21 protein-coding genes are annotated in these 24175 nt (G+C 63.6%); 11 read left to right on the forward strand and 10 right to left on the reverse strand.

Going from position 1 to position 24175, the window contains the following annotated elements; all coding sequences use genetic code 11:
- Positions 1-24: 24 nt before the first annotated feature.
- The 6 genes from C1D09_RS17100 to C1D09_RS17125 all read right to left on the reverse strand — a co-directional run bounded on the left by C1D09_RS17100 (position 25) and on the right by C1D09_RS17125 (position 6492).
- Complete coding sequence (locus tag C1D09_RS17100; RefSeq protein ID WP_143975419.1) at positions 25-1341, reverse strand: CmpA/NrtA family ABC transporter substrate-binding protein; 1317 nt, start codon at positions 1339-1341, stop codon at positions 25-27.
- 357 nt (positions 1342-1698) lie between these two features.
- A complete protein-coding gene (locus C1D09_RS17105; RefSeq protein ID WP_143975420.1) occupies positions 1699-2937 on the reverse strand; it encodes a CmpA/NrtA family ABC transporter substrate-binding protein in 1239 nt (412 codons plus the stop codon).
- Positions 2934-3536, reverse strand: a complete 603-nt coding sequence (locus tag C1D09_RS17110; RefSeq protein ID WP_143975421.1) for an ANTAR domain-containing response regulator — start codon at positions 3534-3536, stop codon at positions 2934-2936. Before C1D09_RS17110 ends, C1D09_RS17105 begins: the two co-directional genes overlap by 4 nt.
- 119 nt (positions 3537-3655) lie before the next feature.
- Positions 3656-3976, reverse strand: coding sequence for a hypothetical protein (locus C1D09_RS17115; RefSeq protein ID WP_143975422.1), 321 nt, complete (start codon positions 3974-3976; stop codon positions 3656-3658).
- A 77-nt stretch (positions 3977-4053) separates the two neighbouring features.
- Complete coding sequence (locus C1D09_RS17120; protein WP_143975423.1) at positions 4054-4908, reverse strand: endonuclease/exonuclease/phosphatase family protein; 855 nt, start codon at positions 4906-4908, stop codon at positions 4054-4056.
- Between the two features lie 120 nt (positions 4909-5028).
- Positions 5029-6492, reverse strand: a complete 1464-nt coding sequence (locus tag C1D09_RS17125; protein WP_143975424.1) for a phospholipase D-like domain-containing protein — start codon at positions 6490-6492, stop codon at positions 5029-5031.
- A 311-nt stretch (positions 6493-6803) separates the two neighbouring features.
- On the opposite strand from C1D09_RS17125, the gene C1D09_RS17130 reads away from it, so the two are divergent.
- The 8 genes from C1D09_RS17130 (at position 6804) to C1D09_RS17165 (ending at position 16818) form a co-directional block, all read left to right on the forward strand.
- Positions 6804-6998 (forward strand): hypothetical protein, encoded by a 195-nt coding sequence (locus C1D09_RS17130; protein ID WP_143975425.1) that lies wholly within the window; start codon positions 6804-6806, stop codon positions 6996-6998.
- 147 nt (positions 6999-7145) lie between these two features.
- Positions 7146-8228: a helix-turn-helix domain-containing protein gene (locus C1D09_RS17135; protein WP_246135782.1), complete on the forward strand. Its 1083-nt coding sequence runs from the start codon at positions 7146-7148 to the stop codon at positions 8226-8228.
- A gap of 294 nt (positions 8229-8522) precedes the next feature.
- On the forward strand, positions 8523-8939 hold the full coding sequence (locus C1D09_RS17140; protein ID WP_246135783.1) for an AraC family transcriptional regulator: 417 nt from the start codon (positions 8523-8525) through the stop codon (positions 8937-8939).
- A gap of 215 nt (positions 8940-9154) precedes the next feature.
- Positions 9155-14467, forward strand: coding sequence for a beta strand repeat-containing protein (locus tag C1D09_RS17145; RefSeq protein WP_143975427.1), 5313 nt, complete (start codon positions 9155-9157; stop codon positions 14465-14467).
- Positions 14468-14474: 7 nt separating this feature from the next.
- Complete coding sequence (locus tag C1D09_RS17150) at positions 14475-15035, forward strand: invasion associated locus B family protein (RefSeq protein WP_143975428.1); 561 nt, start codon at positions 14475-14477, stop codon at positions 15033-15035.
- 13 nt (positions 15036-15048) lie between these two features.
- The gene (locus tag C1D09_RS17155; RefSeq protein WP_143975429.1) at positions 15049-15717 is read left to right on the forward strand and encodes a hypothetical protein; all 669 of its coding nucleotides are present in this window, start codon (positions 15049-15051) and stop codon (positions 15715-15717) included.
- Positions 15718-15753: 36 nt separating this feature from the next.
- A complete protein-coding gene (locus C1D09_RS17160) occupies positions 15754-16215 on the forward strand; it encodes a DUF4189 domain-containing protein (RefSeq protein ID WP_143975430.1) in 462 nt (153 codons plus the stop codon).
- A 111-nt stretch (positions 16216-16326) separates the two neighbouring features.
- Positions 16327-16818, forward strand: a complete 492-nt coding sequence (locus C1D09_RS17165; protein WP_143975440.1) for an invasion associated locus B family protein — start codon at positions 16327-16329, stop codon at positions 16816-16818.
- Between the two features lie 543 nt (positions 16819-17361).
- Here C1D09_RS17165 and C1D09_RS17170 read toward each other — a convergent pair.
- The 4 genes from C1D09_RS17170 to C1D09_RS17185 all read right to left on the reverse strand — a co-directional run bounded on the left by C1D09_RS17170 (position 17362) and on the right by C1D09_RS17185 (position 20574).
- Positions 17362-17640 (reverse strand): hypothetical protein, encoded by a 279-nt coding sequence (locus C1D09_RS17170; RefSeq protein WP_246135784.1) that lies wholly within the window; start codon positions 17638-17640, stop codon positions 17362-17364.
- Between the two features lie 826 nt (positions 17641-18466).
- A complete protein-coding gene (locus C1D09_RS17175; RefSeq protein WP_143975431.1) occupies positions 18467-19015 on the reverse strand; it encodes a CGNR zinc finger domain-containing protein in 549 nt (182 codons plus the stop codon).
- A 10-nt stretch (positions 19016-19025) separates the two neighbouring features.
- A complete protein-coding gene (locus C1D09_RS17180) occupies positions 19026-19298 on the reverse strand; it encodes an EamA family transporter (RefSeq protein WP_143975432.1) in 273 nt (90 codons plus the stop codon).
- Between the two features lie 277 nt (positions 19299-19575).
- Positions 19576-20574: a GlxA family transcriptional regulator gene (locus tag C1D09_RS17185; protein ID WP_246135785.1), complete on the reverse strand. Its 999-nt coding sequence runs from the start codon at positions 20572-20574 to the stop codon at positions 19576-19578.
- 61 nt (positions 20575-20635) lie between these two features.
- Here C1D09_RS17185 and C1D09_RS17190 point away from each other — a divergent pair, with 61 nt between their 5' ends.
- From C1D09_RS17190 to C1D09_RS17200, 3 genes are all read left to right on the forward strand, one after another.
- A complete protein-coding gene (locus C1D09_RS17190) occupies positions 20636-21787 on the forward strand; it encodes a DJ-1/PfpI family protein (RefSeq protein WP_143975434.1) in 1152 nt (383 codons plus the stop codon).
- Entirely contained in the window at positions 21784-23022 is a 1239-nt protein-coding gene (locus C1D09_RS17195; protein WP_143975435.1) for a flavin-dependent oxidoreductase, read from the forward strand. Before C1D09_RS17190 ends, C1D09_RS17195 begins: the two co-directional genes overlap by 4 nt.
- Positions 23023-23425: 403 nt before the next feature.
- A complete protein-coding gene (locus C1D09_RS17200; protein ID WP_143975436.1) occupies positions 23426-24073 on the forward strand; it encodes a hypothetical protein in 648 nt (215 codons plus the stop codon).
- The last annotated feature ends 102 nt before the right edge of the window (positions 24074-24175 follow it).

The raw sequence follows: 24175 nt of genomic DNA on the forward strand, positions 1-24175 counted from the left end.
ACAACGGCGCGAGCGCCGTTGGGCCTAAGCCGATGCCTTGATCTTCAGGCTGTCGAGATACGCGGACGGGTTGGCCGGATCGAAGACCTTGCCGTCGAAGAAGGTCTCGACGCCACGCGACGAGGAGGCCGGAATGTCGGCCGCGGCCACGCCGAGGTCCTTGGCGGCCTCGCGCCAGAGATCCTCGCGGTTGACCTGATCGACCAACGCCTTGACGTCGGTGGTCGGTGCGAACTTGCCCCAGCGGATGTTCTCGGCGAGGAACCAAGAGTCATGGCTCTTGAAGGGGTAGGAAACGCCGTCCTTCCAGAACTTCATGTAGAGATCGGTACCGTTGGCGACACGGCCGTTGCCGTAGTTGATGTCGCCCTTGAGGCGGCCGATGATGTCTGCGACCGGCACGTTCATCCATTGCCGCTTGCCGATGATGGCGGCCATCTCGTCCTTGTTCTCCTTGGCGTCGCACCATTGCTGGGCTTCCATGACGGCCATCAGGATCGCCTTGGTGGCGTTCGGGTTCTTGTCGATGAATTCGGCGCGCAGGCCGAGCGCCTTTTCCGGATGGCCCTTCCACACTTCGCCCGTGGTGGCGGCGGTGAAGCCGACGCCCTGGTGGACGAGTTGCTCGTTCCACGGCTCGCCGACGCAGAACACGTCCATGTTGCCGACCTTCATATTGGCCACCATCTGAGGCGGCGGCACGACGATGGTCGAGACGTCCTTGTCGGGATCGATGCCGCCGGCGGCCAGCCAGTAGCGCAGCCAGAGATCATGCGTGCCGCCCGGGAAGGTCATGGCGGCCTTCACTTCCTTGCCGGCGGCCCTCTTGGCGGCGAAGGTTTCCTTCAGCTTGGAGGCGTCGAGGCCGACACCGGTGCCGCTATATTCCTGCGCGACCGAAATGCCCTGGCAGTCGTAGTTGAGCCGCGCCACGATCGCCATTGGCATGGGCTGGTTGTTCTGCGTCACCTTGCCGGTGTGCATGAGGTAAGGCAGCGGCGTCAGTATGTGGGCGCCGTCGATGCCGTTGGCTGCACCGCCAAGCATCAGATTGTCGCGCGTGGCACCCCAGGAGGCCTGCTTCAGCACCTCGACATCGGGCATGCCGAATTTGGCGAACAGACCCTTCTCCTTGGCGACTATCAGGGGCGCGGCATCGGTCAGCGCGATGAAGCCGAGCTTGGCGCCGGTGACTTCCGGCGCGGCGGTCGCGGCGTAGGCGCCGGAGGGGAGCAGCGCACGCGCCGCGGCCATGGTTGCCGCGGTGGCAGCGCTTGCCATCAGAAAACTGCGACGGGTCATGCCCTCGAATGGGGTTTCAGTCTTGATGCGTTTCGTCATCGTCATCTCCCGTTGGGCACTGCCCGGATCAGCGCCGTCGATTGCGTGTTCGGTCAAAAACAAAAAAGCCACCGGCCAGGCAGCGCGCGATCCGTCATCCGGGATAGCGAGTTGACCTGAGCGGCAGCTTTGCCTGTGGCGCCCGCCATTGGACGCCTGTTATGTGACCCGAGAAGAGTCTGCCTATTGCAATGCAGGAACCGTGCCAGTTTCGGAACGGATGACAAACACAAATAAAATCAACTATATGCTGCTGCCATCGGCGAACGAACCGTAGGTTGGGCAAGCCAAAGATTGTTCATAGGTGCAGGCGTGCGCACAATCTTTGTGCAATGCACAATAGTGGCGCGGAAATGATCAGGTTTCCGCTCCGGCCGATTTCTGGCGTGCTATATATCCCTCGATCTCATCGGGATCGAAGATCTGGCCGTCGAAGAAACCGTCCGGGCCGAGCACCAGGCCGGCGCCGGTCGCACCGACCGCGGTGGCGACCTTGAGCGCGCCCTCGACCTTCGCATTAGCCCCGGGAAGCGCCACACCGAGCGGTTTCAGCGCCGAGCGGTAGAGGTCGGGCCGGTAGCAATCCCGGGCGATGGCGAGATTGTCGGGCGTGTGCGCCACATGCCCCCAACGCACCATCTGCGTATAGAGCCACAGCGCATGGCTCTTCCATGGAAAGTTGGCCGCCTTGTCGAATGGCAGGAAGAAGTCGTCGATATCCCGCTCCGCCCCGCCGCCCAACTGCAGGTGGCCGGTCAGGATCGGCATCTGCACGGCCGGCGGCAGGCCGAGGAAGCCGGGCTGCGCCATCACAACGGCCAGTTCGGCGTGGTTGGCCGGATCCTGGCACCAGCGCGCCGAATGATGCAGCGCGCGCAGCAGTGCCGAAAGCGCCTCGGGATTCTCATCGGCCCAGGCCTTGCGCACGCCGATCACCTTCTCCGGGCTGTTGCGCCATATCTGTGCCTTGACGGTAACGATATGGCCGGTGCCGGCGGCGACCGCAGCGCTGTTCCAGGGCTCGCCGACGCAGTAGCCGTCGATGCGCCCAGTGGCGAGCGCGTCGGCCATGAAGGGCGGCGGCACGATGACGATCTCGAGTGCGCGGCCGGGATCGATGCCGCAAGCGGCAAGCCAGTAGCGCAGTTCGTAATTGTGGCCGGAATGCGGGTGCACCACGGCAAAGCGCAGCGGTTCGCGGCCCGCGACCGCCCGATCGCGAATGAATGCGCGCAGGGCCGCGCCTGCGCGCGCGGGATCGAGATCGGGTTCGGCGCCATGCGCCGCCATGCCGGCCCAGACGGCGTTGGAGATGGTGACGCAATTGCCGCCGAGCCCGAGCGAGAACGGCACGATGGTCTCGGAAGCGAGCGGCGTCAGCCCGAGATTGCAGGCGAGCGGCATGGGTCCCAGCATATGCGCGAGGTCGAAATGGCCGATGGCGATGCGGTCGCGAATGTTGGCCCAGGACGTCTCACGGTGCAGCGTTAGCTCAATGCCTTCGCGGGCGGCGAAGCCAAGCTCGCTCGCTGCCACCAGCACGGCGCTGTCGAAAAGCGGCATGAAGCCGGCGGTGATCTGATGCCTCATGCTCATTCGTCCTCCGCCGGCCCCAGCAGGCCGGCTGCGGTCACCAGGCTCTGGGCGATGTCGCTGATCCTGCGGTTCTGGTTCATCGCCGTCTTGCGCAACAGCGTGTAGGCGGCCTCTTCGGAGAGGCCGCGCGACTTCATCAGGATGCCCTTGGCGCGATCGATGACCTTGCGGCTCTCGAGTTCGCTGCGCGCCTCTTCCAATTCGCGCGCCATGCGCGAGAACGCATTGAAGCGGCTCACCGCCATGTCGAGGATCGGCTTGACACGCTCTTGCCGCAGACCATCGACGACATAGGCCGAGACGCCGGCATCGACCGCGGCCTCGATCGAGGCCTGGTCGGAGCGGTCGACGAACATGGCGATCGGGCGCTTCACGGCGCGCGATAGCTGGAACATGTTTTCGAGCATGTCGCGGTTGGGATTTTCGAGATCGATGACGATGACATCGGGTTCGATCTCGGCGATCCGCCGGGCAATGCCGGTCACGTCATGGATGACCGTGACAAGCTGATGGCCGGCCTCGCGCAGGCCGGCCTCGATGATCGAGGCGCGGATGCGATTTTCATCGATCACCAGGACGGCTAGGGAGGATCGGACCATAGCCGCATTGTGGGCAAGGCCGCGAAATTGTGCAATGCGGCATAGCCACGTCCTTGAAGGGAACGTGCCTATGCTCGCCGCCGAGGATCACGTCCTGTCAGAATGGGCTGGGGCGCCGGTCAGCCGCAAACGCGAACGTCTTCGACCACCCTGTGGTGATGGCGCCAATGCACGACCGTTTCGACGTGGCAGCGATGGTGCCGGTGGTGACGCCGGTATTGGCCATAATTGTCGTATTGAACGCTCTGGTCGTCCTCGTATTGGTTGTCATAGCGCCGGTCATGGTGCCGGCGAATAACAATCCCGCCATTGTCGGAATCGTCTGGTGAATATTGGTTGCCGTCGTCGGACTGGATAATCACACTTGCAGCTTGCGTCGGCGCAATGACCGATGCGGTTGCGGCCAATGCCAAAAGGGACGCTAAAATCAACTTTCTCATTTTGTCCTCCTGCGCGTTCAACATGGATAAACGTGACATACAAACTCGCGGATGACCCGGAGCGTTCCACTGCAGATCTACACGCTTTGCGACGCCGGGGACATTATGGCGTTATCGGCGGAAACCGTGTGGTCCAGGCGAACGAATGCCGTGAGCGGCAGATGGTCGGAGGCGACGCGCGAAAGCGGCGTGTCATGCGCTTCGACCGCCGCAATCATTCCGTGCCGGTTGGTCATGATCCGGTCGAGCGCCAAAAGCGGCAGGTTTGAGGGGAAGGTGGGGACGGCCGGCGGCTGAGGCCCGAACGTCGCGTGCAGCGTGTTGAGCGCCGAGCGGTTGCCGAGCCGCCATTCGTTGAGGTCGCCAAGCAGCAAGGTCGGCTTTTCGTCCGGGCTGCTCATGAGATCGAGCACGACACGGGCCTGTTGCGAGCGCGAATGGCGCAGCAGGCCGAGATGGGCGGCGATGATGCGCAGCGTCCCGCTCCCGTTCAATTCGATCTCCGCCACCACCGCGCCGCGCGGCTCCAGACCCGGAAGCCTGATCTGATGCACGTCGCGGACGACTCCCTTCTTGAACAGCAGGACATTGCCGTGCCAGCCATGGCCCTTGCCGGTCGCCGATATCGGTACCGGCACCAGGCCAGTTTCCCGCTCGAGGCGAGGCAGATCCAGCAGGCCATCACGGTCGCCGAAGCGGTTGTCCGCCTCCTGCAGGGCGATGACGTCGGGGTCGATTTCGCGGATGACGCGGCTGGTGCGCTCGGGGTCGAACTTGCGATCGACGCCGATGCATTTGTGGACGTTGTAGGAGGCGACCAGCGTTCCGGAGGCTGCGGTCGCCTTGTGCGCGGCGGCGTTTGCCTTGCGCATCCGCCGGTCGCGGATGGTCAAAAGCATGCTCGCCGGCAGGCTGCGCCCGTTCATCCGCATCGCATGTTCGCCATTTCAGCCGCTCTCATCTCACACCTCAAATAGAACCTTTGCGTCTATGTTCCATGACCGACGTCAAACTATCCGGCAAACACGTCTTTTTGTTAAAGCAAGGCGGTCCTAGAGATAGGGCGATCCCAGCCACAGGATGCGGTCGAACAGCCGGATGATGAAGGGGCGGGCCTGCAGGGAGTCCAGCGTGACGGGAACGGCCGTTTCGATTGCCGATCCGATCCGGGCTTCGACCTCGCGGGCAAAGCCCGCGTCGAGGACCTCCAGATCGATCTCGAAGTTCAACCGCAGCGACCGAGCGTCGAGGTTGGACGAGCCGACATAGGCCCACACGCCGTCGATCGACAGCAGCTTGGAATGGTCGAATGGCCCCTCAGTGCGCCATATGCGGCAATAGTTCTTCAGGATCTGGTCGAATTGCGCGGTCATGGCGCGGTCGACGAGGAAGAGATTGTTGACCTCCGGCACCACGACGTCGATCTCGACGCCGCGCCGGGCGGCGGTGATCAAGGCGCTGATCAGTTCGCGGTCCGGCAGGAAATAGGGCGACATCAGCCGGATCGACCTGCGCGCGACCGAGAAGGCGCCGATCAGCAGCTTGTGGTTGGTCTCGTTGCTGGCATCCGGCCCGGATGCGACCGCCCGCACCAGCATCGGCTGGCCGGGTGCCGGCGACAGCGGGGCAATTCGCCAGGCATCGCCCTTCAGCGCTTCGCTGGTGGCGAAACGCCAGTCTTCGGCAGCGACCGAGAACAGGTCGGCGACGACAGGTCCGGTGACCTTGAAATGCGTATCCCTGGCGCTGCCGGAGCCCGCGAACTCGGCCGAAAAACCCTTGCGGATGTTCATGCCGCCAGTGAAGGCAAGCGTGCCGTCAACCACCAGGATCTTCCGGTGGGTTCTGAGATTGGCGTAGGGCAGGCGCAAGCCCATGACGATGTTGCCATTGAAGACATCGGCGGGGATGTTGGCGCGGCGCAGATGGCCGAGGATGCTGGGGACGGAGTAACGGGCGCCGACGGCATCGATCAGCACGCGAACGGTGACGCCGCGCGCGACGGCGCCGGCCAGCGATTCGACGAAAAGCAGGCCGACGGCGTCATTGTCGAAAATATAGGTCTCGAGCAGGACGCTGCGCTCGGCGCCGTCGATGGCCGCGCACATGGCGGCATAGGCCTCGTCGCCGGTCGCCAGCACCTCGATGGCATTGCCCGGGTTAAGCCCCCGCCGCGCCACCCTGTCTCCCAGCGTACGCAGGCCGGTGAAGCGCTGACCGTAGCGCTCGACGATCAAGGCCTCCTCCGCGGCGATGTCGCGCTCATCCTTGGCGGAGACCGCGTCGCCGGCAAGCGGGCGCTGCGCGGTAATCGTGGCGCGGCGAATGCGGTTGATGCCGGCCACGGCATAGATCAGCACGCCAAGGATCGGCGACAACACCATCACGCCGACCCAGCCCGTGGCGGCGCGCACATCCTCCTTGGTCATGACGGCGTGCGCGATGCCGACGGTCGCCATCACCACCGAGATGACAGCCAGAATCTGGGTCCAGTGAGTCGCAATGGTGTCGAGCATTGTGGGGACTATCCAGCGAGCGATTGCAGAAGGCAATGCGGCCGGTCATGCCTTGCATGCGGATGACGGTCGCGACCCGGTTGAGGAGAGCATGGTCCCATGCAGGGTTCGAGTTGATGAAGTTTCTCCTGAAGGCCCGCCCGGGGAAACCAACTTGACCCGAGGGAAAGCATCGGGACGGCATAGTCCTGCATCGTCCGGCGCTGCCTTGGTGGACCGAGCTTCCTGTACTTTGGTACCACATATATTGTATATCAGAGGGAACGAAATTAGCAGTATAACACTTTACCGGGAGGTGGGGGGAACGCTGAATGACGAGATTCAACTTCGAGGGGCCTCCCGTGGGAGACGGCGACATGTCGGCCCACTGCCGGCGCCAGTTGCTGCCTGTCGTCAATGAAATCGTCCAGGCGGCGGTCGTGGCCGGCTGGAACCAGGACGACGTCCTTCTGGCTTTTGTGGAACTCACCTGGGATCTGTACGAGGAACGTCGCGGTGATCACTAGCCGCCAGTCGTAACCCGTCGGCTCGGCGCCCCGTCTTGCCTGGCCGCCGATTTCGGTGCCAAAACCAAGCAATGGGTTCGCGCAACCCGCGCCACGGCCGATAAACGAGCCTCAGGGTGCAAAGGCCTGCCGTCACCGTGAAACAGAATGCTCGCCGACTTCCCATATCGGCCGTTTTTTCTTTCTTTTCCCGAATTTAAATTTTTCTTTGCGCGGGGAAGTTCTTCCCTATCCAAGGCCCGTGCGTTACGCTTATTTCGGGTCGGGCATAAGGGGGTCTCAAGCAACGGCAAGGCGGCTGAGGCGAGGCTGATGAGAAATGCTGGCGAGGCTAGGGAAGGCGGCGATTCCCGAGGCGTCGATCGGACGGCCCGATATGTCCTGGATATCGTTCCAGAAAGCGCCGGCCCCAGGAGAGCCACCGCACGTGGCAGCGTCATCCATTCCGTCCGCGGTCCCGGGTCGCAGACGTTCCTGGCCAAGGAACATTCCGCGGGCATCGTGCTGAAGCCCGGACGCAACTTCAGGGCTTCGCTCGGCAGCGACAGGATCACGGAATACGATGCGCCGGTCGGGTGCCTGGTCATCAATCCGGCGGGGGTCGACAGCACCTTCGCCTGGTCGCAGGCCAGGGAAAACGCCGTCGTTTCCATCTCTCCCGAAGCGCTGTCGGGGTTGGCCGCTCACGAGTCCGATTTCGCCGACGCGGAGCTCGATCCGCCGGCATTCGGCACCGTCGACCTGAAGGCCCTCAATATTGCACGGATGATCACCGCCGAGCTGACGGGAAAGCTGCCGCCGAACGAGCTTTACCTGGACTCGCTGCTTACCGTGTTCGGCGTGCATCTGTTGCGCACCTACACGGGCCGCGGCCGGCCGGCGGTATCGTCCAAGGGCAGGCTCTCCGCCGTCGGCGCCCGGCGCGTACGCGAATATCTCGACGAGAATTTCGCGCGCAAGGTCATGGTCGCCGAACTCGCATCGGTCGCAGGCATTTCCCCCAATCATTTCATCGCAAGCTTCGCCGGCACCTTCGGGATGCCGCCGCATCGCTACCTGATCAACCTGCGCCTGGACTTCGCCGAAAGGCTGCTCGCCGACGGCGAGCTGTCGATCGCCCAAGTCGCCTACCTTGCCGGGTTTTCGGATCAGAGCCATCTGGCCGCAACGATGAAGAAATTCCGGGGAAGGACGCCCACCAATGCCGGAAATGCTTCGGTCAAGGATTGAGAGTTCAACTATGGCACGGAAACCACACCAGCCGACCGCCAGGCAAGGAGCGGAGTTTCCTACAAAACTTCCGGAGTTTTTCAAAATACGCCAGCCGCAACATGCCGCAACGCTTAACGGGAGTCGTTCGAAATGCCATGCAGCCCCGGCATTGTTCGCCATCCGGCTGGGCCGATGAGATGAACTGGGCTAGCGATGCGGGTGCGGTGCGATCAATCACGAATTGTTTTTCGAGGGAACGGGGAGGGCGGCCTTGGGTTGAGTTCCATCTGGGGCATATCAGGAGGCCGGGACATGCGGCGTGATGATGGTTCCTCGGGATCTGCTTCCGGAACCAATTCCGAACAACCGCCTGCGCTGAATCCAAAAGGCGGACTTTCAGCGCGCGCCGCGCGCCGGGTGCAGGAGTTCCTGAACGCAAATTTTTCCCGCAAGCTGTCGCTTGCCGAAATGGCGGCGGTTTGCGGGCTGTCGCCCTATCACTTCATGCGGGCCTTCTCGCGGACGTTCGGGACGCCGCCGCACCAGTATGTTCTCAGTCTGCGGCTGGATTTCGCCGAGAGCCTGCTTGCCGACAGCCGTATGACGATCGCCGATATCGCCCATCTGGCCGGATTTTCAAGCCAGAGCCATTTTACTACCATCATGAAGAAATATCGCGGTGTAACGCCGCTGCAGGCGCGGTCGAGCAAGCTTAGGCGCGAAGCTTGACCGGCAACACAGACTGCGGAATTACTCTGACGTTGGCGGATGAGTCTCTTATTAAAGCAATTACTAAGGTAACGAGCCGTTAACCTCCACCATCTCGCGCCGATCTTTTCTCACGAGACAGCAATTTCCTGAAATACCGCAAGGCAGAATCATGGCTTTCTGGTGACGCTGGAATTGTCAGACATTTGATGACGGCTGGCGAACGGAGAGGGACCATGACCGACAATCGCATTTCGAGTGGCTCGTTTGTTCAGCACCGCACGGCGCATTTCGCCAGACATTGGATTGCGGGGGCCGAGCACGGCTCCCGCGCGCTCCGGCGCCGCCTGATGGCGGTGCTGCGCATGGCGCACCGCGTGCTTGGGCTCAAACGAAATCGCCTGGGGCTGGGAACGCTGGGTTTCGGTGGGGCGGCAGGAGCGCTGCTCGCCGTCACCGGGATCATGGTTCCGCAGGCGGCATTCGCGCAGGTCGCCATTGGCAACGGGGTTGTGACCAACGTGGCGAACTGCACGACTCCTTCCGCAGGGGTGCAAAGCGTAGCTATCGGTTGTGCGAGCACCGCCACTGGTTCTGCCTCAACCGCAATAGGCGCTGGCGCCAAGGTGAATGGCGACGACGCCGTGGCGTTGGGCACCGGTGTCACCGCAACGGGTAATGCTACGATCGCCATCGGCTACACGATGAGTGTCAATGGCCTCAATTCCATAGGCATAGGTGTCTTCGCGGGGGCAACCGGCGTCAATGCCCTCGCTCTAGGCGGGAACGCCAAGGCCAACGGGGACGGAGCAAGCTCCATTGGCGTCAACTCGGTTGCAACCACAGGCGCGGCCGCCTTTGGCCTGAACGCGCGTGCCGACGGACTGAACTCGACGGCGATCGGCTATGTTACCCGGGCGACCGGGCTACGCGCCACCGCGCTCGGGTTCGGGGCAACAGCGTCCGGGCTGGATGCGCTTGCCCAAGGTAACAGCGCCGTCGCAAGCAACCAAAATGCCATCGCCATCGGCTTCCAGGCGACCGCAACCGCGATCAACGCCGTCAATCTCGGCAACCGAACTGTTGCGGGAGGGGGTGCCCTTCAAGAAAGCGCCATCGCCATTGGCACGGATGTACTGGCGTCCCAGGTTGACTCCACTGCGATCGGACGCCAAAGCAAGGCAACTGGAACCTCAGCCATAGCGATGGGCGTCACAGCCGCTGCGTCGGGCATTAACTCCGTCGCCCTCGGCCCCACCACGGTTGCTTCGGGGGCTTTCGGGGTCGCCTTGGGTAACCAGGCGCAGACGCTCGCTGGCGGTGGCGCCGTTGCGATAGGCTCGGGTGCGATCGTTGCCAGCACCGCGACCTCCGGCGTCGCGCTCGGCAACAATGCAAACTCCGGTGGTGTTTTGTCGGTTGCCATGGGCGCTGGTGCCAACGCCAGCGGCGACAACTCCACTGCCACCGGACGCCAGGCCGTTGCGAGTGGCACAAACGCCTCATCATACGGGTCTGGATCGAGCGCGGCCGGCAACAATTCTCTCGCTGCCGGCGTCAGCGCCAGCGCCGGCGGAACCGCCAGTACCGCACTCGGCATCGGAACCGTCGCCAGCGCCACCCAGTCGACGGCCGTGGGTGTCAATGCCCAGGCTACAGGGTCCGACAATACCGCGCTCGGGTCCAGTGCCCAGGCGACCGGCGCGAGCGGCTCCGTTGCCGTGGGCGTTGCATCCAAGGCTTCCTCCATCAACGCGGTGGCGCTCGGCTTCGGGGCGAATTCGAGCGCTGCCAACGCCATCGCCGTCGGCACAAGTGCCAAGGCCGATTCGGCCGAGGCGGTCGCCATGGGCATCAACGCGGTGGCGACCGGCGGCAAGGCCGTCTCCATCGGCTCCGGCAACACCGCCTATGGCAATGGCGCGGTGTCGATCGGCGATCCTAGTTATGCGAGCGGCACCGGCGCCTTCACCGGCGGTGCCAACAACATCGCCAACAGCGACGGCACGGCAACCGCCACTGCCGCCAACCAGGCAGCGGGCGCTGTCGCCATCGGCAACAACAACAAGGCGATCGGACAAGGTTCCGTGGCGCTGGGCAATGGCACCACGGCGGGTGCCGCCGGCCTTGCGGGCAATGTCGCGCTGGGCAATGGCGCCACCGCTGCGGCGAGCTCCGGCGACGTGGCACTGGGCTCGGGCTCGGTGACCGCCGTCGCGGTCGGCACGCCCAATGCCGTGATCAACGGCACGACCTATGCGTTCCAGGGCACCAACCCGACCTCGACGGTCAGCATCGGCGCGCCCGGCGCGGAGCGCACGCTCACCAATCTGGCGGCGGGGCGGATCAGTGCGCTCTCGACCGATGCGGTCAACGGCTCGCAGCTCTTCGCAACCAACCAGGCGGTTGATGCCATTGGCACAACGCTCAACAACATCAATGTCGGCGGCGGCATCAAGTATTTCCATGCCAACTCGACATTGGCGGACTCGTCTGCGACAGGCACGGACTCCGTTGCGATCGGACCCACCTCGACGGCGTCTGGGACGAGCTCCATCGCGGCCGGTACCAATGCGAGCGCCTCCGATGTGAACGCCTCGGCCATCGGCACCGGCGCCGTCGCATCGGCTCTCGATGCAACGGCGTTGGGCTACATATCCAAGGCCTCGGGCCAATACAGCACCGCCATCGGCGCCAACGCCAATGCAACAGCCACGTCCAGCACGGCGATCGGCCAGAACGCCTTCGCAACCGGCTTCCAATCAACCGCTCTCGGCGTAGGAGCGAACGCCGGCGCCGCGAATGCGCTCGCGCTGGGTGCCGGCGCCAGCGCCGGCAATGCCGGCGACGTGGCGCTCGGCTTGAGTTCCGTGACCGCCGTCGCGGTCGGCACGCCCAATGCCGTGATCAACGGCACGACCTATGCGTTCCAGGGCACCAACCCGACCTCGACGGTCAGCATCGGCGCGCCCGGCGCGGAGCGCACGCTCACCAATCTGGCGGCGGGGCGGATCAGTGCGCTCTCGACCGATGCGGTCAACGGCTCGCAGCTCTTCGCAACCAACCAGGCGGTTGATGCCATTGGCACAACGCTCAACAACATCAATGTTGGCGGCGGCATCAAGTATTTCCACGCCAATTCGGCCCTGCCGGATTCCCAGGCCCTTGGAACGAATTCCGTCGCGGTCGGACCCAACGCCGTGGCCAACAATTCCGGTGACGTCGCGATCGGCCTGAATTCGACGTCAGGAGCAACGACAAATGTCGGCGGAGCAACGATCGGCGGCGTGAACTACACCTTCGCAGGCGGCACGCCGGCGGGCGCGTTCTCGGTCGGGTCGGCCGGCGCCGAGCGCCAGATCCAGAATGTCGCGGCCGGACAGTTGAATGGCGGCTCGACCGATGCAGTCAACGGCTCGCAGCTCTTCGCCACCAACCAGCAGGTGACGCAGAACACGACCGATATCGCCAATATCGGCAGTGGCGTCACCAATCTCGGCAACACGATCAACAACATCGCCGGCGACACCTCGACCGCCTATACCGACGCCAACGGCATAGGCATCCGCTACGCCCGCACCAACGAGGCCGGACTGGCGCAAACCGATTCCTTTGCGCAAGGGGTCGGCTCCACCGCCGTCGGCTACCAGGCGACCGCGACCGGCGTCAGCGGGCTGGCGCTCGGCCGCGACACACTGGCCAGCATCGACGGCAGCGTGGCGCTTGGTTCGGGTTCCGTCTCCGACCGGGCCGTGGCGCCAGCCACCGGCCAGATCGCCGCCGGTCCATCGAACTTCATCCAGTACAACACCACCGACAAGACGCTTCTCGGCGCCGTGTCGGTCGGCACCGCCACGTCCTACCGCCAGATCACCAATGTGGCCGACGGCACGCAGGCGCAGGATGCCGTCACCGTCCGGCAGCTGCAGGGCGTGATCGCCTCTGTCTCGGCAACGTCGACCAAGTATTTCCATGCCAATTCGACGGCAGGCGACTCACTCGCGGTCGGCGCGGAATCGGTCGCGGTCGGCCCGACCACGGTCGTCAACGGCGACAATGGCGTCGGCATCGGCAATGGCGCCATCGTCGACCAGACCGCGCCGGGCGGCACGGCCATCGGCCAGAACGCCCATGTCATGCTGGCCGACGGCCTGGCGCTCGGCACCAATTCGCTGGCGTCCGGCATCCAGTCGGTGGCGCTCGGCGCCGGCGCGCAAAGCACCTTCATCAACAGCGTGGCGCTGGGTGCGCAGTCCATCACCACGGTCGGCGCGCAGGCCGGCTACACGGCCTTTGCGCTCACCGCCCCGCAGACCTCGGTGGGCGAAGTGTCGATCGGTGCCGCCGGCGCCGCGCGCAAGCTCACCAATGTCGCCGGAGGCTCGGCCGACACCGACGCCGTCAACGTTTCGCAGCTGCGCGGCGTGGCGCAGAATGTCAGCAGTCTTTTAGGCGGCACCACGGTCGTCAACGCCGACGGCTCGGTCACAGGCCCGACCTATACCATCCAGGGCAACAATTATTCGACCGTCTATGACGGGTTCACCGCCGTCAACAATGCCCTGACCAACATCAGCAATGGCGGTGGCATCAAGTATTTCCACGCCAATTCGACGCTGGCCGATTCCACCGCCAGCGGCACCGACAGCGTGGCGATCGGGCCGGCCAGCGTGGCCAGCGGCACCAACAGCCTTGCCGCCGGCAATGGTTCGACCGCCACGGGCCAGGGCGCGGTGGCGCTCGGCCAGGGCGCCAAGGCCAACAACGCCAATGACGTGGCGCTGGGTTCGGGCTCGGTGACGAAGACCGCTGTCGGCACCTCCAGTACTGTCATCAACGGCAAGACCTACGCCTTTGCCGGCACCACCCCGACCGGGACCGTCAGCGTCGGCGACGCCGGCGCCGAGCGCACGATCACCAATGTCGCCGCCGGACGGGTCAATGCCGGCAGCACCGATGCGATAAACGGCTCGCAGCTCTACGCCACCAACACGGCGGTCGAGGATTTGAAATCGGGCCTCGGATCGCTCACCCAGAATGCCGTCACCTATGACACCAATCCGGACGGCAGCAAGAAGAACAGCATCACGCTGCAGGGCGGCGACGTCAACGCGCCGGTGGTGATCTCCAATGTCGGCCCCGGTGTGGCGGGCACCGATGCGGTCAACGTCAACCAGCTGAACCAGGGGCTGGCCACGAGCATCAACACGGCCAACAGCTACACCGACAAGGTGGCCGCCACGACGCTGCAGCAGGCCAACAACTATACCGACCAAAAGCTCAGCCAGCTCAATACCGACATCGACGGCATACGCGACGAAGCCCGCCAGGCGGCGGCGATTGGACTTGCCGCTGCCTCGCTGCGCTATGACGACCGTCCCGGCAAGCTCAGCGTCGCGGCGGGCGGCGGCTTCTGGCGGGATTCCAGCGCCTTGGCCTTCGGTGCGGGCTACACGAGCGAGGACGGCCGCATCCGCGGCAACGTGTCGGGCACGGCCGCCGGCGGTCATGTCGGCGTGGGCGCAGGCATCAGCTTCACCTTGAACTGAGGCAGGAATGAAAGGAATTGCCGTACTTACTTGCCTCGTGCTCTGCGGCGGCCTCGCGCCGGCCGCGGGGCAGGTTGCGTCGCCCTACAGGATCAAGCCTTCGGATGTGGTGCTGCCGCCCGACGTGAAACTGGGAACCTATCAGCGCACGATCCGTCCTTTCGAAAACTGGACGCTGATCTGCGACGAGAACCTCAAGGCGCGCAAGAAGGTCTGCAATGTCTCGCAGATTATCGAGGACTCCTCAGGCAAGATGGCCTTCAGCTGGTCGCTGGCCGCCACGCAGGAGGGCAAGCCCTACATGATCGTCCGCACCGCGCCGAATGCCAGGAGCGACGGCCTGGTGTCGCTGAAGTTCGACGGGCGGGACCAGGCGATCGATGTCCACCTGAACGGCTGCAATGAAGTGGTCTGTGTCGGCATGCTGCCGGTCGGCCCCGTCATGCGCCAGCAAATCTCGCAAAACGCGACGCCGGCGATTTCCTATCCGACCGTCGACGGCAAGACGGTCACCGTGACCGCAGCAACACTCAAGGGGCTGACGGCAGCCCTTTCGCCACTCAAATGACCGGGGCAGCACAATGAGCCAGCAGGACCAGTTCATGTCCGCAAAACGCAGCAGCGCGGCCGTCGAGGCGGATCGGCAGCGGCTCGTCGAACCGACGCGGCGGCGATGGCCGCGCGTCGTCGGACTTTCGTTGTTGGGGCTCGCCGTGGCCGGCCTTGGCTTCGCCGCCGGGAACTATGCCGCGATCGCCAATCTGGTCGGCAGCGCGACGGCCGCACAGGCCGAGACGGCCAACCCGGCGCTTCCGGACACGCCTTTCCTCGAGCATGTCAAGCAAGCCGGGGTGCAGGCCTGTTCAACTGTCTACCCGGTGCTCGGACAGATTTTGACGACGGGCACGAAATACAGCGTCAAATCCTTGTGGAACGACCAGGCCGCCGACAAGCATGCGGTCCAGGCCTTCGTCGGCATGGACTATGCGACCGAACGCTATAGCGGGCCTGCCGCCGGCGTCGTTTTCGCATCGCCCACCGCCTCCGGTTGCGAAGGGACGATGGTGCGGGTGGCGCCGTTCGCCAGCGCGTGCGCCGACATCCCGTCCATTCTTCCGCAAGGCAGCAAGATCACCGACCATCTCGGGCAGGTCGAGGTTTACGAGCTCGGCGGCAATGCCGGTGAGGCCCTTCTCCTGCCGACAGGCAAAAGCTGTGTGGTGATCTCCGTCGCTTCGGCGGCGAAGTAGGCAAAGCGACCAGGATCAACGAAAGGGGTGCCGACCATGAGATTACGGGCTTTGGCAGTTTTGGGCTTGACCCTGTTGTGGAGCGGACACGTCATCTCGGCCGACCTGGTGGCCCCGTCGGAACCGCAGCAGGAGGAAAAAGGCATTTGGGCGGCCATTGCCTATTCGCAGTCCGACAGCAAATACGGTTTCTTCTGGGGCGCCGACAAGCGGCAGGAGGCGAAGGACATCGCGCAGAAATATTGCGAGAACGCCGGCGGCAAGGCCTGCAACGTCGTCTCCGTCTTCCGCAACCATCGCCATTGGACTGACGACGACGAGACCGGCTTTCCCTACAAGCACTGCGGCGCGCTCGCCATGGCCGACAAGGTCGAGAACCGTTTCACGCCCTGGGGCGTGAACTCGGCCGAGACCCGCCGGGAGGCCGAAGACCTCGCCTTGCGGGCCTGCGAGGCGTCAGGGGCCAAGTGCAAGATCCGTGAATGGGTCTGCACATGAAGCGGTTGAACGGCCGCTCCCTTCGACGGAAAGAGAAAGTCGCAATCCTTGCTTCATAGACATGTTCTCCTGAAGTCAGCCGTCATCTCCGTGTCTGCCTTCGCCGCCACGATGCCGCCGGCTGCCCGGGCACAGCAACAGGAGCAAGTAGCGTCGCTTCCGAACGGTGCATCGTCGGTCCAGGAAACCTATCAGGACTGGCAGCTGGCCTGCAGCATGCAGGACAATGCACGGGTCTGTACGGTTACACAGGACCAGACGCAGAAAAACGGCCAGCGGCTTCTGGCCGTGGAGTTGCGCGTGGGGCAGAAGGGTGGATTGACGGGAACCCTGCTGCTGCCTTTCGGCATATTGTTCGATCCAGGCGTAACGTTTCAGGTCGACGATCAACCGCCCCTGTCGCAGCAGCGGCTAAGGACCTGCCTGCCAAACGGCTGTATCGTGGTGTTTTCGATCGATCGGTCGACGCTCGGAAAGATGAAAGTGGGCTCGGTGCTGAAGCTCAACGTCACCACCGCCGCCGAGACCCCGCTGACATTCCCGGTGTCGCTCAACGGCCTGTCGGCGGCACTCGAGCGCATGGTTGCGTTGAGCGAGCGGTGAAAGCGAAAGGCGGCTGCCTTCGATGGCAGCCGCCGTTGGATTCGCACGGCAGGCCGGAATCGTCGTCGCGGCGAGACCTTTTGGGCACGGTTCGATGCACCAGGACCTTTTGGGGGTCTTCGGGTGCTCGGACCGCCGCAGGCGGCGATCTTACGCAACGGCCCAGCGCCTGGGGTTGCGAGGGGGACTGGCAGCGGAAGGCCGCTGGGCCTGACCGACAGGGGCCCTGAGGACGGGCGGCGCCGGCTGACGGGAATATGCGCTGCTACGGATATCGGCGAAACATGCGAACGAAGGAAGTCAAAGCCGGCCGAGGGGCATGCGAGATGTCACCGGCAAGAAGTCCGAGTTTATCCGATGGAACTCCACGGGGCCGGTGCCGCTTCCTTCGGCTGGGTAGTCCAACAGGATTAATTGCAAACTTGCTAATATAAAGACAAACTCGTCGGAGCGGGGAGGAACCCGAAAACTCACCGCAATGGCCGGTGCGGCATCAGTCGCGCCCCAACGCCCACCCGCACCGGCCATTCCCCGACGGTTAGCCTATAGCCGATCGAAATCAGCGAGCCCGAGACGTCTTCGCTGGCCCTCTGCATATGTCAGGGCAAACGACTCTAGTTCGAATGCTCGGGTTAGTTCTTCGTCGCCATCGACCACACGGACGAACCACTCTCCGCAGGCTTCGATCACTTCAACGCAAGGATTGACCTCGCCGTCATGCGCCACGCGATCCATCGCAAGATCCTTAGAAAGCAATGGTGAACGTCGATTTTGTAACGGTCGCCCGAATCCGTTTTCAATATCAAATGTGTGTCGGCGCATTGGTGGTCTCTAAGAATTTATCGCTGCGGCAGCGCGGAGCCCTGCATCCTCAGCCGAAGATCGGGCCTTAAACCTGCCGGGCAGAGAAATGACCGACAATGCGGCCCCTCATCGTGAGCGTCTTTGACAGACGCGCCGGCGCACAATCGTGAGGACAAGGGACGTGCAAGGCCAAGGCCTTGAGCATGCGATGGACCGGGATCGCGTAGAGGCCCGGATCGAGGAGGTAACGCCGGGGCCGAAGATCCATTGAAGGACCAGGATGTACGGAACTACCACTGCATGGTCACGTTAGATGTCGTCGAGTTCACATCTGGTGTATCCAACATGGTCGCCTTCAGAGACTTACAAATCCGAGATATCGCCGAAAGCATTGGCCACTCCACAGAGGAGAAAGTCCAACTTTTGGTCGCCAACGCTCGCTATTGTCAGTGTCGCCCGCCGGAGGCGGCAGCGACGACCAATTGGGCGCCCTCATCCGTCTGGTCTTGCCTTATGGCAAAGCTTGCCTGGCCCGGCCTATCGGCAATGCGCTTCTTCAGCGACATCAGGCGGCGCTAGCTCCGGACGCGATATGAAACCAGCCACCGATGCAGTTGAGCGAGCTAAGTAGATGATTTTTGTTTGATGAAATTTGGCACCGGGAGAGCGCTACGGCCCTTCCCCCATTCGTCAGGCGACCAGTTGCGGCTTTGCTGCTAAAGCGAAGCTAAATCCATCGACGAATTCAGGGCTTAGAATGTTGGCCACAGGGCATATCCACTCAAGTTGGGCTCAATCCTACAAAAGGGCGCTTTGCAACGCGGAAGTCGGCGAAAAGGCCGTCTCACGCTTTTCGTTGCGCCTGCTTCTTCGCGCGGTTGCCGCATGTAGCCATGTCGCACCAGCGACGCGAGCTGTTTTTGGTGCGATCGATGAACAACCATTGGCAGTCATCGGGCGGACATTGCTTCAGTCGGGACAGCTCATCACCGCGAAAAAGATCCAGCGCCGACCAGGCGATAGCTCCGACGATCCTGTCGATTCCGGTAAACTTGAAGGTTGCAGGAACTCCCGAAACCTCGGCTGCTTGAAGGGCTTTCGCCGCAAGATCGCGAACGACGTCTAAGGCCCGTACGGGAGCATCCTTGCCATGAGCGATCGCCGCGCCCGCCTCGCGGATGGCTGAGCGTAGCGCAAGGGTGCGCCTTAGCAGGATCTCGCTTTCGCCCGCCGATATTTCGAAGTTGCGATCGACCAGGTCAGCTTCCTTCGCCCATGCGACGATCTCGGCGGCGGACATGAGATGGTCGGTCTCGCGCTCCGTTCCCCGCCAGGACACGGTGTTGGCGAGGTCCAGTGCGATGTCACCAGCGATGGGATGTAGTGATGACATAGGAGTTACATCAGGTTCTCTTGGGGCTGTGCTTCGCACTGTGCGACAGCGCGACGCCTGCCGCCAACAGAAGCAGTATGGCGCCGCCGATCCCGGCGGGGCCGATCACCTCGCCGAAGAGCCAGGCTCCAGCCGCGAGTGCGATGATCGGTGAGATGAAGGCGTACAGGCCGGCTCTGGCTGTGCCCCACACTTTGAGCAGCCGCAGATAAAGCGTATAGGCGACGATCGTGCCAAGGATGGACAGGTAGAGCAAGCTGCCGATCGCGGGCCAGCTCGCCATAGAGGGTTCGCATTCCAAAGAGAGCTGAACGGCGTTACGACCCACGCGATGGGTCGTGACAGCACCCACGCCTATCGGTGTCGCGATGGAAAGGCCGAGGTGACGGGTACCACATGGCAACGCGATCAGCGATGATTCGCCAAGGACTTTGGATCGAATTGCCGGTTGGGTAGGTCCACGCCCGCCGGCATGAAATAGAAAAAGATGACTGAAATCTCGTTTCTGAAATCATGCTGTCGATCGATGGCGCGGCGCGGGGCGAGAAATCGCCTGCCTATCACGGGTCCGCGTGCATCTGGCGGAATAGCCGCGGCGAGACGCCGAAGCGGCGCTCGAAGGCTTCGGTAAAGCGTGTTGCCGGGGAAAGGCCGACCTCGGCGGCTACCGACTTCAGCGAAAGCCCGCGGCAGAGCAGCATGCGCGCGCCATCGAGGCGCGCCGTCTCGACGAAGCGGGCCGGGGTTTGGCCGGTGGCGGCGCCGAACTTGCGGTGGAACGTCCGCTCGCTGAGGCCGGCGCGATCCGCCAGCACAGGAACGTCCAGAGGTGCATCGAGGTTTGCCAGGATCCAGGCGATCAGCTCGGCGAAAGGACTGTCGGCCTTTACCTGCGCCCGAAGCAGAGGGCTGAACTGGGATTGGTAGCCGGGGCGGCGCGCATAGAGCACGAGCCGCTTGGCGACCTCGCCTGCAATGTCGGCGGAAAGATCGCGGGCGACCATGGCGAGCGCCATGTCGATGCCGGTGGTCACGCCGGCCGAAGTCCATAGCCGCCCGTCAACCACGTAGAGCGAGTCGGAATCGACGGCGACCGTCGGAAAGGCGGCGGCAAGCGGCCGACAGGCGTCCCAATGCGTCGCCACGCGATGCCCATCGAGCAATCCAAGCCTTGCAAGGATGATCGCCCCGGAACAGACGGAGCCGAATCTTTGCGCCTTGCCAGCCAGCTTGGGAAGCCATGTTGCCCAGGCCGGCTCCGCCAGAGCCGGTAGCAGGTATTCGCGCTCCGCGCCGGCGACAAGGAGTGTGCCAAGCGCCTTGCGGGCACATTCTTCCAGGCTTCGTGTCTCGACAGTGACCCGGCTGCTGCTCGTCACCGGGCCACCCGCCGCCGATACCAAGTCGACGGCGTAGAACGGAGGCTTCCTGCTCAGCGCGAGGCTGCGGTTGGCGCTGGTGAAGACGGAAGCAGGCCCGGACATGTCGAGGAGCTCGAAGCCGGGATAAACGACGAACGCGACATGATGCATTGGCAGAAAATACGCTGTTTCTGTCATTTCCGCCAGGGAGGGCCCTCGATAGCCTGCGGATTAAAACCAACCTCCGATCGGAAGGCGGATGTCCATGCGCTATTTCATCTGGGCTGGACTGGCCCTTGTTTTCCTGCCTTTGGCGGGTTTAGGCCTGTGGCTGGCGACCCTGCCAGCCGGGCCTGTCGCCTTCGCGGCGCCGCCGGTCCCGCAGGCGGAAATGGACGTGATGCTGGCGGCGCTGAAGCCACCGAAGCGCAGCCGGCCGCTTGTTGCGGTCGTCGGCATAAACGACGCCACGGAGACGACGGACTACCTGATGCCCACCGGGATCTTACGGCGGGCGGACGTTGGCGAGATTGTAACCCTTTCGACCGAAGCCGGTCCCGTAACACTCTATCCGGCCCTCAGCGTCGAAGCCGATGCGACGATCGACGCTTTCGATGCACGCCATCCAGAAGGACCCGACTATGTGATCGTGCCGGCCATGAGCCGCGACGACGATCCAACGGTCATCGCGTGGCTGCGCAAGCAGGCAAAAGACGGTGCGGTCATCATCGCCATCTGTGCCGGTGCCAAGGTCATTGCCGCTGCCGGACTTCTCGATGACCGGCGGGCAACCACTCATTGGTACTATCTCGATGATCTGCTGAAGCGCCATCCGTCGATCCGATATGTTGGGGATCGGCGCATGGTGGTGGACCGGGGCGTTGCGACCACCACGGGCATCACGGCCTCCATGCCGATGATGCTGACATTGATCGAGGCGATCGCTGGACGGGATAAGGCGGAAGCGGTCGCCAAGGACTTGGATCTGGACCGCTGGGATTCCCGGCATGACAGCGCTGCCTTCAAGCTGACCCGCCCCTTCGCCACGACCATTCTGGGCAACAGCCTCGCCGTCTGGAGCCGGGATCGTTTCGGCATCGCGCTCGAGCCGAAGCTGGATGAAGTCTCGCTCGCGCTCGTGGCCGATGCGTGGTCGCGTACCTATCGCTCCCGGGTCGAGCTGCTCGCGGCCTATCCGACAGCCGTGACGACGCGCAATGGTGTGCGCCTCCTTCCGGATAGGGTGACCGCAATCTGGTCCGGCGAGCGATTGCCCCGTGAATGGGCAAGCAAAAGGCCAGCCGAGGCTCTCGAGGAGGCCTTGCAGAACATCGCAGCCCGGTATGGGCAAGCGACGGCCGATATCGTCGCCATGCAACTCGAATATCCGCGATCGGGAGCAGGATCGTGAAGGCGCTGATCGCGGGCGCCGGCATCGGTGGACTGACGACCGCGCTCTTCCTGCACCGGGCTGGAATCGAAGTCGAGATATTCGAACGCGCCGATGCCGTGCGCGAACTCGGTGTCGGCATCAACATGCTGCCGCACGCTGTCGGCCTGCTGGCCGAGCTCGGGCTGATGGACGCGCTCGACGCGGCCGGGATCCGGACGCGCGAGCTGATCTACGCAAACAGGTTCGGCCAGATCGTCTGGCGGGAGTTGCGCGGCCTCGATGCGGGCCATGCCGTGCCGCAGTTCAGCATCCATCGCGGCAGATTGCTGGGCCTGATACACCAGGCTGTCATCGACCGGTTGGGACGGGACGCCATCCGGACCGGCTGCAGCGTGACGGGCTTCGAACAGCACGGCAGCAAGGTCATTGCTTTCCCGTCCGAGGCCGGAAAGCCTCTGCAGGCCAGCGGGGACCTGCTGATCGGCGCCGACGGGATTCATTCCACGGTGCGCGCCAAACTCTACCCCGACGAGGGGCCGCCGATCTGGAATGGTGTCATGCTCTGGCGCGGCGCCACGCGGTGGCCGAAATGGCGGGATGGGCGCACCATGGCGATCGCCGGCGGCAACCAGGCCAAATTCGTCTTCTATCCGATCGAGAACGTTTCCAACGATCCGGGCATGCGCCTGACCAACTGGGCCGTGATGGCCAGAAGCCGGGAGGCAGAAGCCCGAAAGCTCACCCTTGGCGACTGGAGCCGCCCAGGCAACCTCGAAAAGGTCTTGCCATTCGTGCGCGACCGTTTCCATCTGGATTACGTTGATCCGGCACAGGTCATCCACGCCACCGACGCGTTTCATGAATACCCCAATTGCGACCGCGACCCGCTGCCGCGCTGGTCCTTCGGTCGCGTCACCCTGCTGGGCGATGCCGCCCATCCGATGTATCCGGTCGGCTCGAACGGCGCGAGCCAGGCCATCATCGATGCGCGCTCCTTGGCGGAACACCTGCGGGCCCATGGATCCGTGGAGGCCGCGCTCGGTGCGTATGACGCAGAGCGACGTCCCGCCACCGCGCAAATCGTCCATTCCAACCGGAAGGGCGGGCCGGAAGGAGTGATCGATCTCGTGGAGGCCCGGGCGCCCGATGGCTTCGACGATATCGATGCGGTGGCCTCCTACCCTGAACGCGAGCGGGTGGTGCGTGGTTACGCGCATCTCGCCGGATTTGCCGCAGGCAGGGTGAAACCTTGATCCATCACACGAAACTTGCCGTCTTCTCACCGTCGAGACCGTGCTGTGCGGACTTGCTTCCTTGGTCCATGCCACGGATTCTCGTCTCCGGTTTCGAATGCGCGTGCCATGACCGCCGAAGCGGCAATCGGGGCAGTGCTGGCTCTTGGCCTTGTTCTGTTTTGGGTATGGCCGGCATGCTCTCTGGCCGTGGCCCTTGTCGTGCAGGCCTTCGCGCCTTGCGGCACGCAGCTCTGCCCCTTAACGATCGCTGTCGGTTTTGGGGCGGCAGACGCCGGGCGATACCGTGTTCCACGCGGTTCTGCTGCTCCTCGTTGGGGCTGGCTTGCTCGCCGCCTGGAGGTCGCGGCGACGGTAACGTCCGGGTCCCAGGAAATTGAATTCGCGATCAGGGCCAGGCGTAATGGAAAGCCATGACGAACTCGAACAGCTGGCAACAGGCCTGACCGAGCTGAAAGGCCGGTTCGAGCAGGCCGGCCGCCGATATCTCCCGCTCGCCAGGCAAGCCAGCAAGCAGGCGGCCGACGAAGTCTGGTCCCGTTCCCCGGTCTATTCGGCCTTGCCGCTCGGAATCGAACGGGAATACCGGCATGCTCCGGGCAGGCCGCTGACAAAGAGGCCGAAGAGGCTCGCAGCGAGCCTCTGCGCGCGTCTCGACGGGATGCGGCGTGTGATCTGCATCGACGATTATGTTTCGCACGAAGCACGCTACGAAGAGTATTGGGAATATGGACCGAACACCATCCTCACCACGTGCTATGACTATTACGAGCCGGCCGACAATGTGATCAACGTGCAGACCGTCGTGATGGAGGCCGGCCGGCCCCGGGCCTTCCTGCGATATGCGAGGGTCGGAACACTTATTGAACTCTACCGATATGGCGACGGTGGTTTGGAAACGGTCTATAGCCGGTCGTTGGAACATCAGTCGGCGGCTGGCCCGATCTTTACCAGGGACGACATCACATATGACGGCGCCGCCGCGTTGAGCAGGATCGTCAGGTCCTGGGAGAACGGGGTTTGCGAGCAGATTTTTCCCAGGTCGCGATGAGCGTCTCGGCCTTCCACAAATGATCTCGGCGGGCGGCGCGGCTCAGACGATCCGGTAGCCGAACGCGGCCTGCGCCCATGGCGATCAGGCACCATGCTCGCC

Source organism: Mesorhizobium intechi (assembly GCF_002879535.1).
Lineage (GTDB): Bacteria > Pseudomonadota > Alphaproteobacteria > Rhizobiales > Rhizobiaceae > Mesorhizobium > Mesorhizobium intechi.

What these genes read in the sequence shown, in the direction of transcription:
- C1D09_RS17100 (WP_143975419.1), bottom strand. Translation starts at nt 1,341, where the DNA reads ATGACGAAACGCATCAAGACTGAAACCCCATTCGAGGGCATGACCCGT.
- C1D09_RS17105 (WP_143975420.1), bottom strand. Translation starts at nt 2,937, where the DNA reads ATGAGCATGAGGCATCAGATCACCGCCGGCTTCATGCCGCTTTTCGAC.
- C1D09_RS17110 (WP_143975421.1), bottom strand. Translation starts at nt 3,536, where the DNA reads ATGGTCCGATCCTCCCTAGCCGTCCTGGTGATCGATGAAAATCGCATC.
- C1D09_RS17115 (WP_143975422.1), bottom strand. Translation starts at nt 3,976, where the DNA reads ATGAGAAAGTTGATTTTAGCGTCCCTTTTGGCATTGGCCGCAACCGCA.
- C1D09_RS17120 (WP_143975423.1), bottom strand. Translation starts at nt 4,908, where the DNA reads ATGCGGATGAACGGGCGCAGCCTGCCGGCGAGCATGCTTTTGACCATC.
- C1D09_RS17125 (WP_143975424.1), bottom strand. Translation starts at nt 6,492, where the DNA reads ATGCTCGACACCATTGCGACTCACTGGACCCAGATTCTGGCTGTCATC.
- C1D09_RS17130 (WP_143975425.1), top strand. Translation starts at nt 6,804, where the DNA reads ATGACGAGATTCAACTTCGAGGGGCCTCCCGTGGGAGACGGCGACATG.
- C1D09_RS17135 (WP_246135782.1), top strand. Translation starts at nt 7,146, where the DNA reads ATGCTCGCCGACTTCCCATATCGGCCGTTTTTTCTTTCTTTTCCCGAA.
- C1D09_RS17140 (WP_246135783.1), top strand. Translation starts at nt 8,523, where the DNA reads ATGCGGCGTGATGATGGTTCCTCGGGATCTGCTTCCGGAACCAATTCC.
- C1D09_RS17145 (WP_143975427.1), top strand. Translation starts at nt 9,155, where the DNA reads ATGACCGACAATCGCATTTCGAGTGGCTCGTTTGTTCAGCACCGCACG.
- C1D09_RS17150 (WP_143975428.1), top strand. Translation starts at nt 14,475, where the DNA reads ATGAAAGGAATTGCCGTACTTACTTGCCTCGTGCTCTGCGGCGGCCTC.
- C1D09_RS17155 (WP_143975429.1), top strand. Translation starts at nt 15,049, where the DNA reads ATGAGCCAGCAGGACCAGTTCATGTCCGCAAAACGCAGCAGCGCGGCC.
- C1D09_RS17160 (WP_143975430.1), top strand. Translation starts at nt 15,754, where the DNA reads ATGAGATTACGGGCTTTGGCAGTTTTGGGCTTGACCCTGTTGTGGAGC.
- C1D09_RS17165 (WP_143975440.1), top strand. Translation starts at nt 16,327, where the DNA reads ATGCCGCCGGCTGCCCGGGCACAGCAACAGGAGCAAGTAGCGTCGCTT.
- C1D09_RS17170 (WP_246135784.1), bottom strand. Translation starts at nt 17,640, where the DNA reads ATGCGCCGACACACATTTGATATTGAAAACGGATTCGGGCGACCGTTA.
- C1D09_RS17175 (WP_143975431.1), bottom strand. Translation starts at nt 19,015, where the DNA reads ATGTCATCACTACATCCCATCGCTGGTGACATCGCACTGGACCTCGCC.
- C1D09_RS17180 (WP_143975432.1), bottom strand. Translation starts at nt 19,298, where the DNA reads ATGGCGAGCTGGCCCGCGATCGGCAGCTTGCTCTACCTGTCCATCCTT.
- C1D09_RS17185 (WP_246135785.1), bottom strand. Translation starts at nt 20,574, where the DNA reads ATGACAGAAACAGCGTATTTTCTGCCAATGCATCATGTCGCGTTCGTC.
- C1D09_RS17190 (WP_143975434.1), top strand. Translation starts at nt 20,636, where the DNA reads ATGTCCATGCGCTATTTCATCTGGGCTGGACTGGCCCTTGTTTTCCTG.
- C1D09_RS17200 (WP_143975436.1), top strand. Translation starts at nt 23,426, where the DNA reads ATGGAAAGCCATGACGAACTCGAACAGCTGGCAACAGGCCTGACCGAG.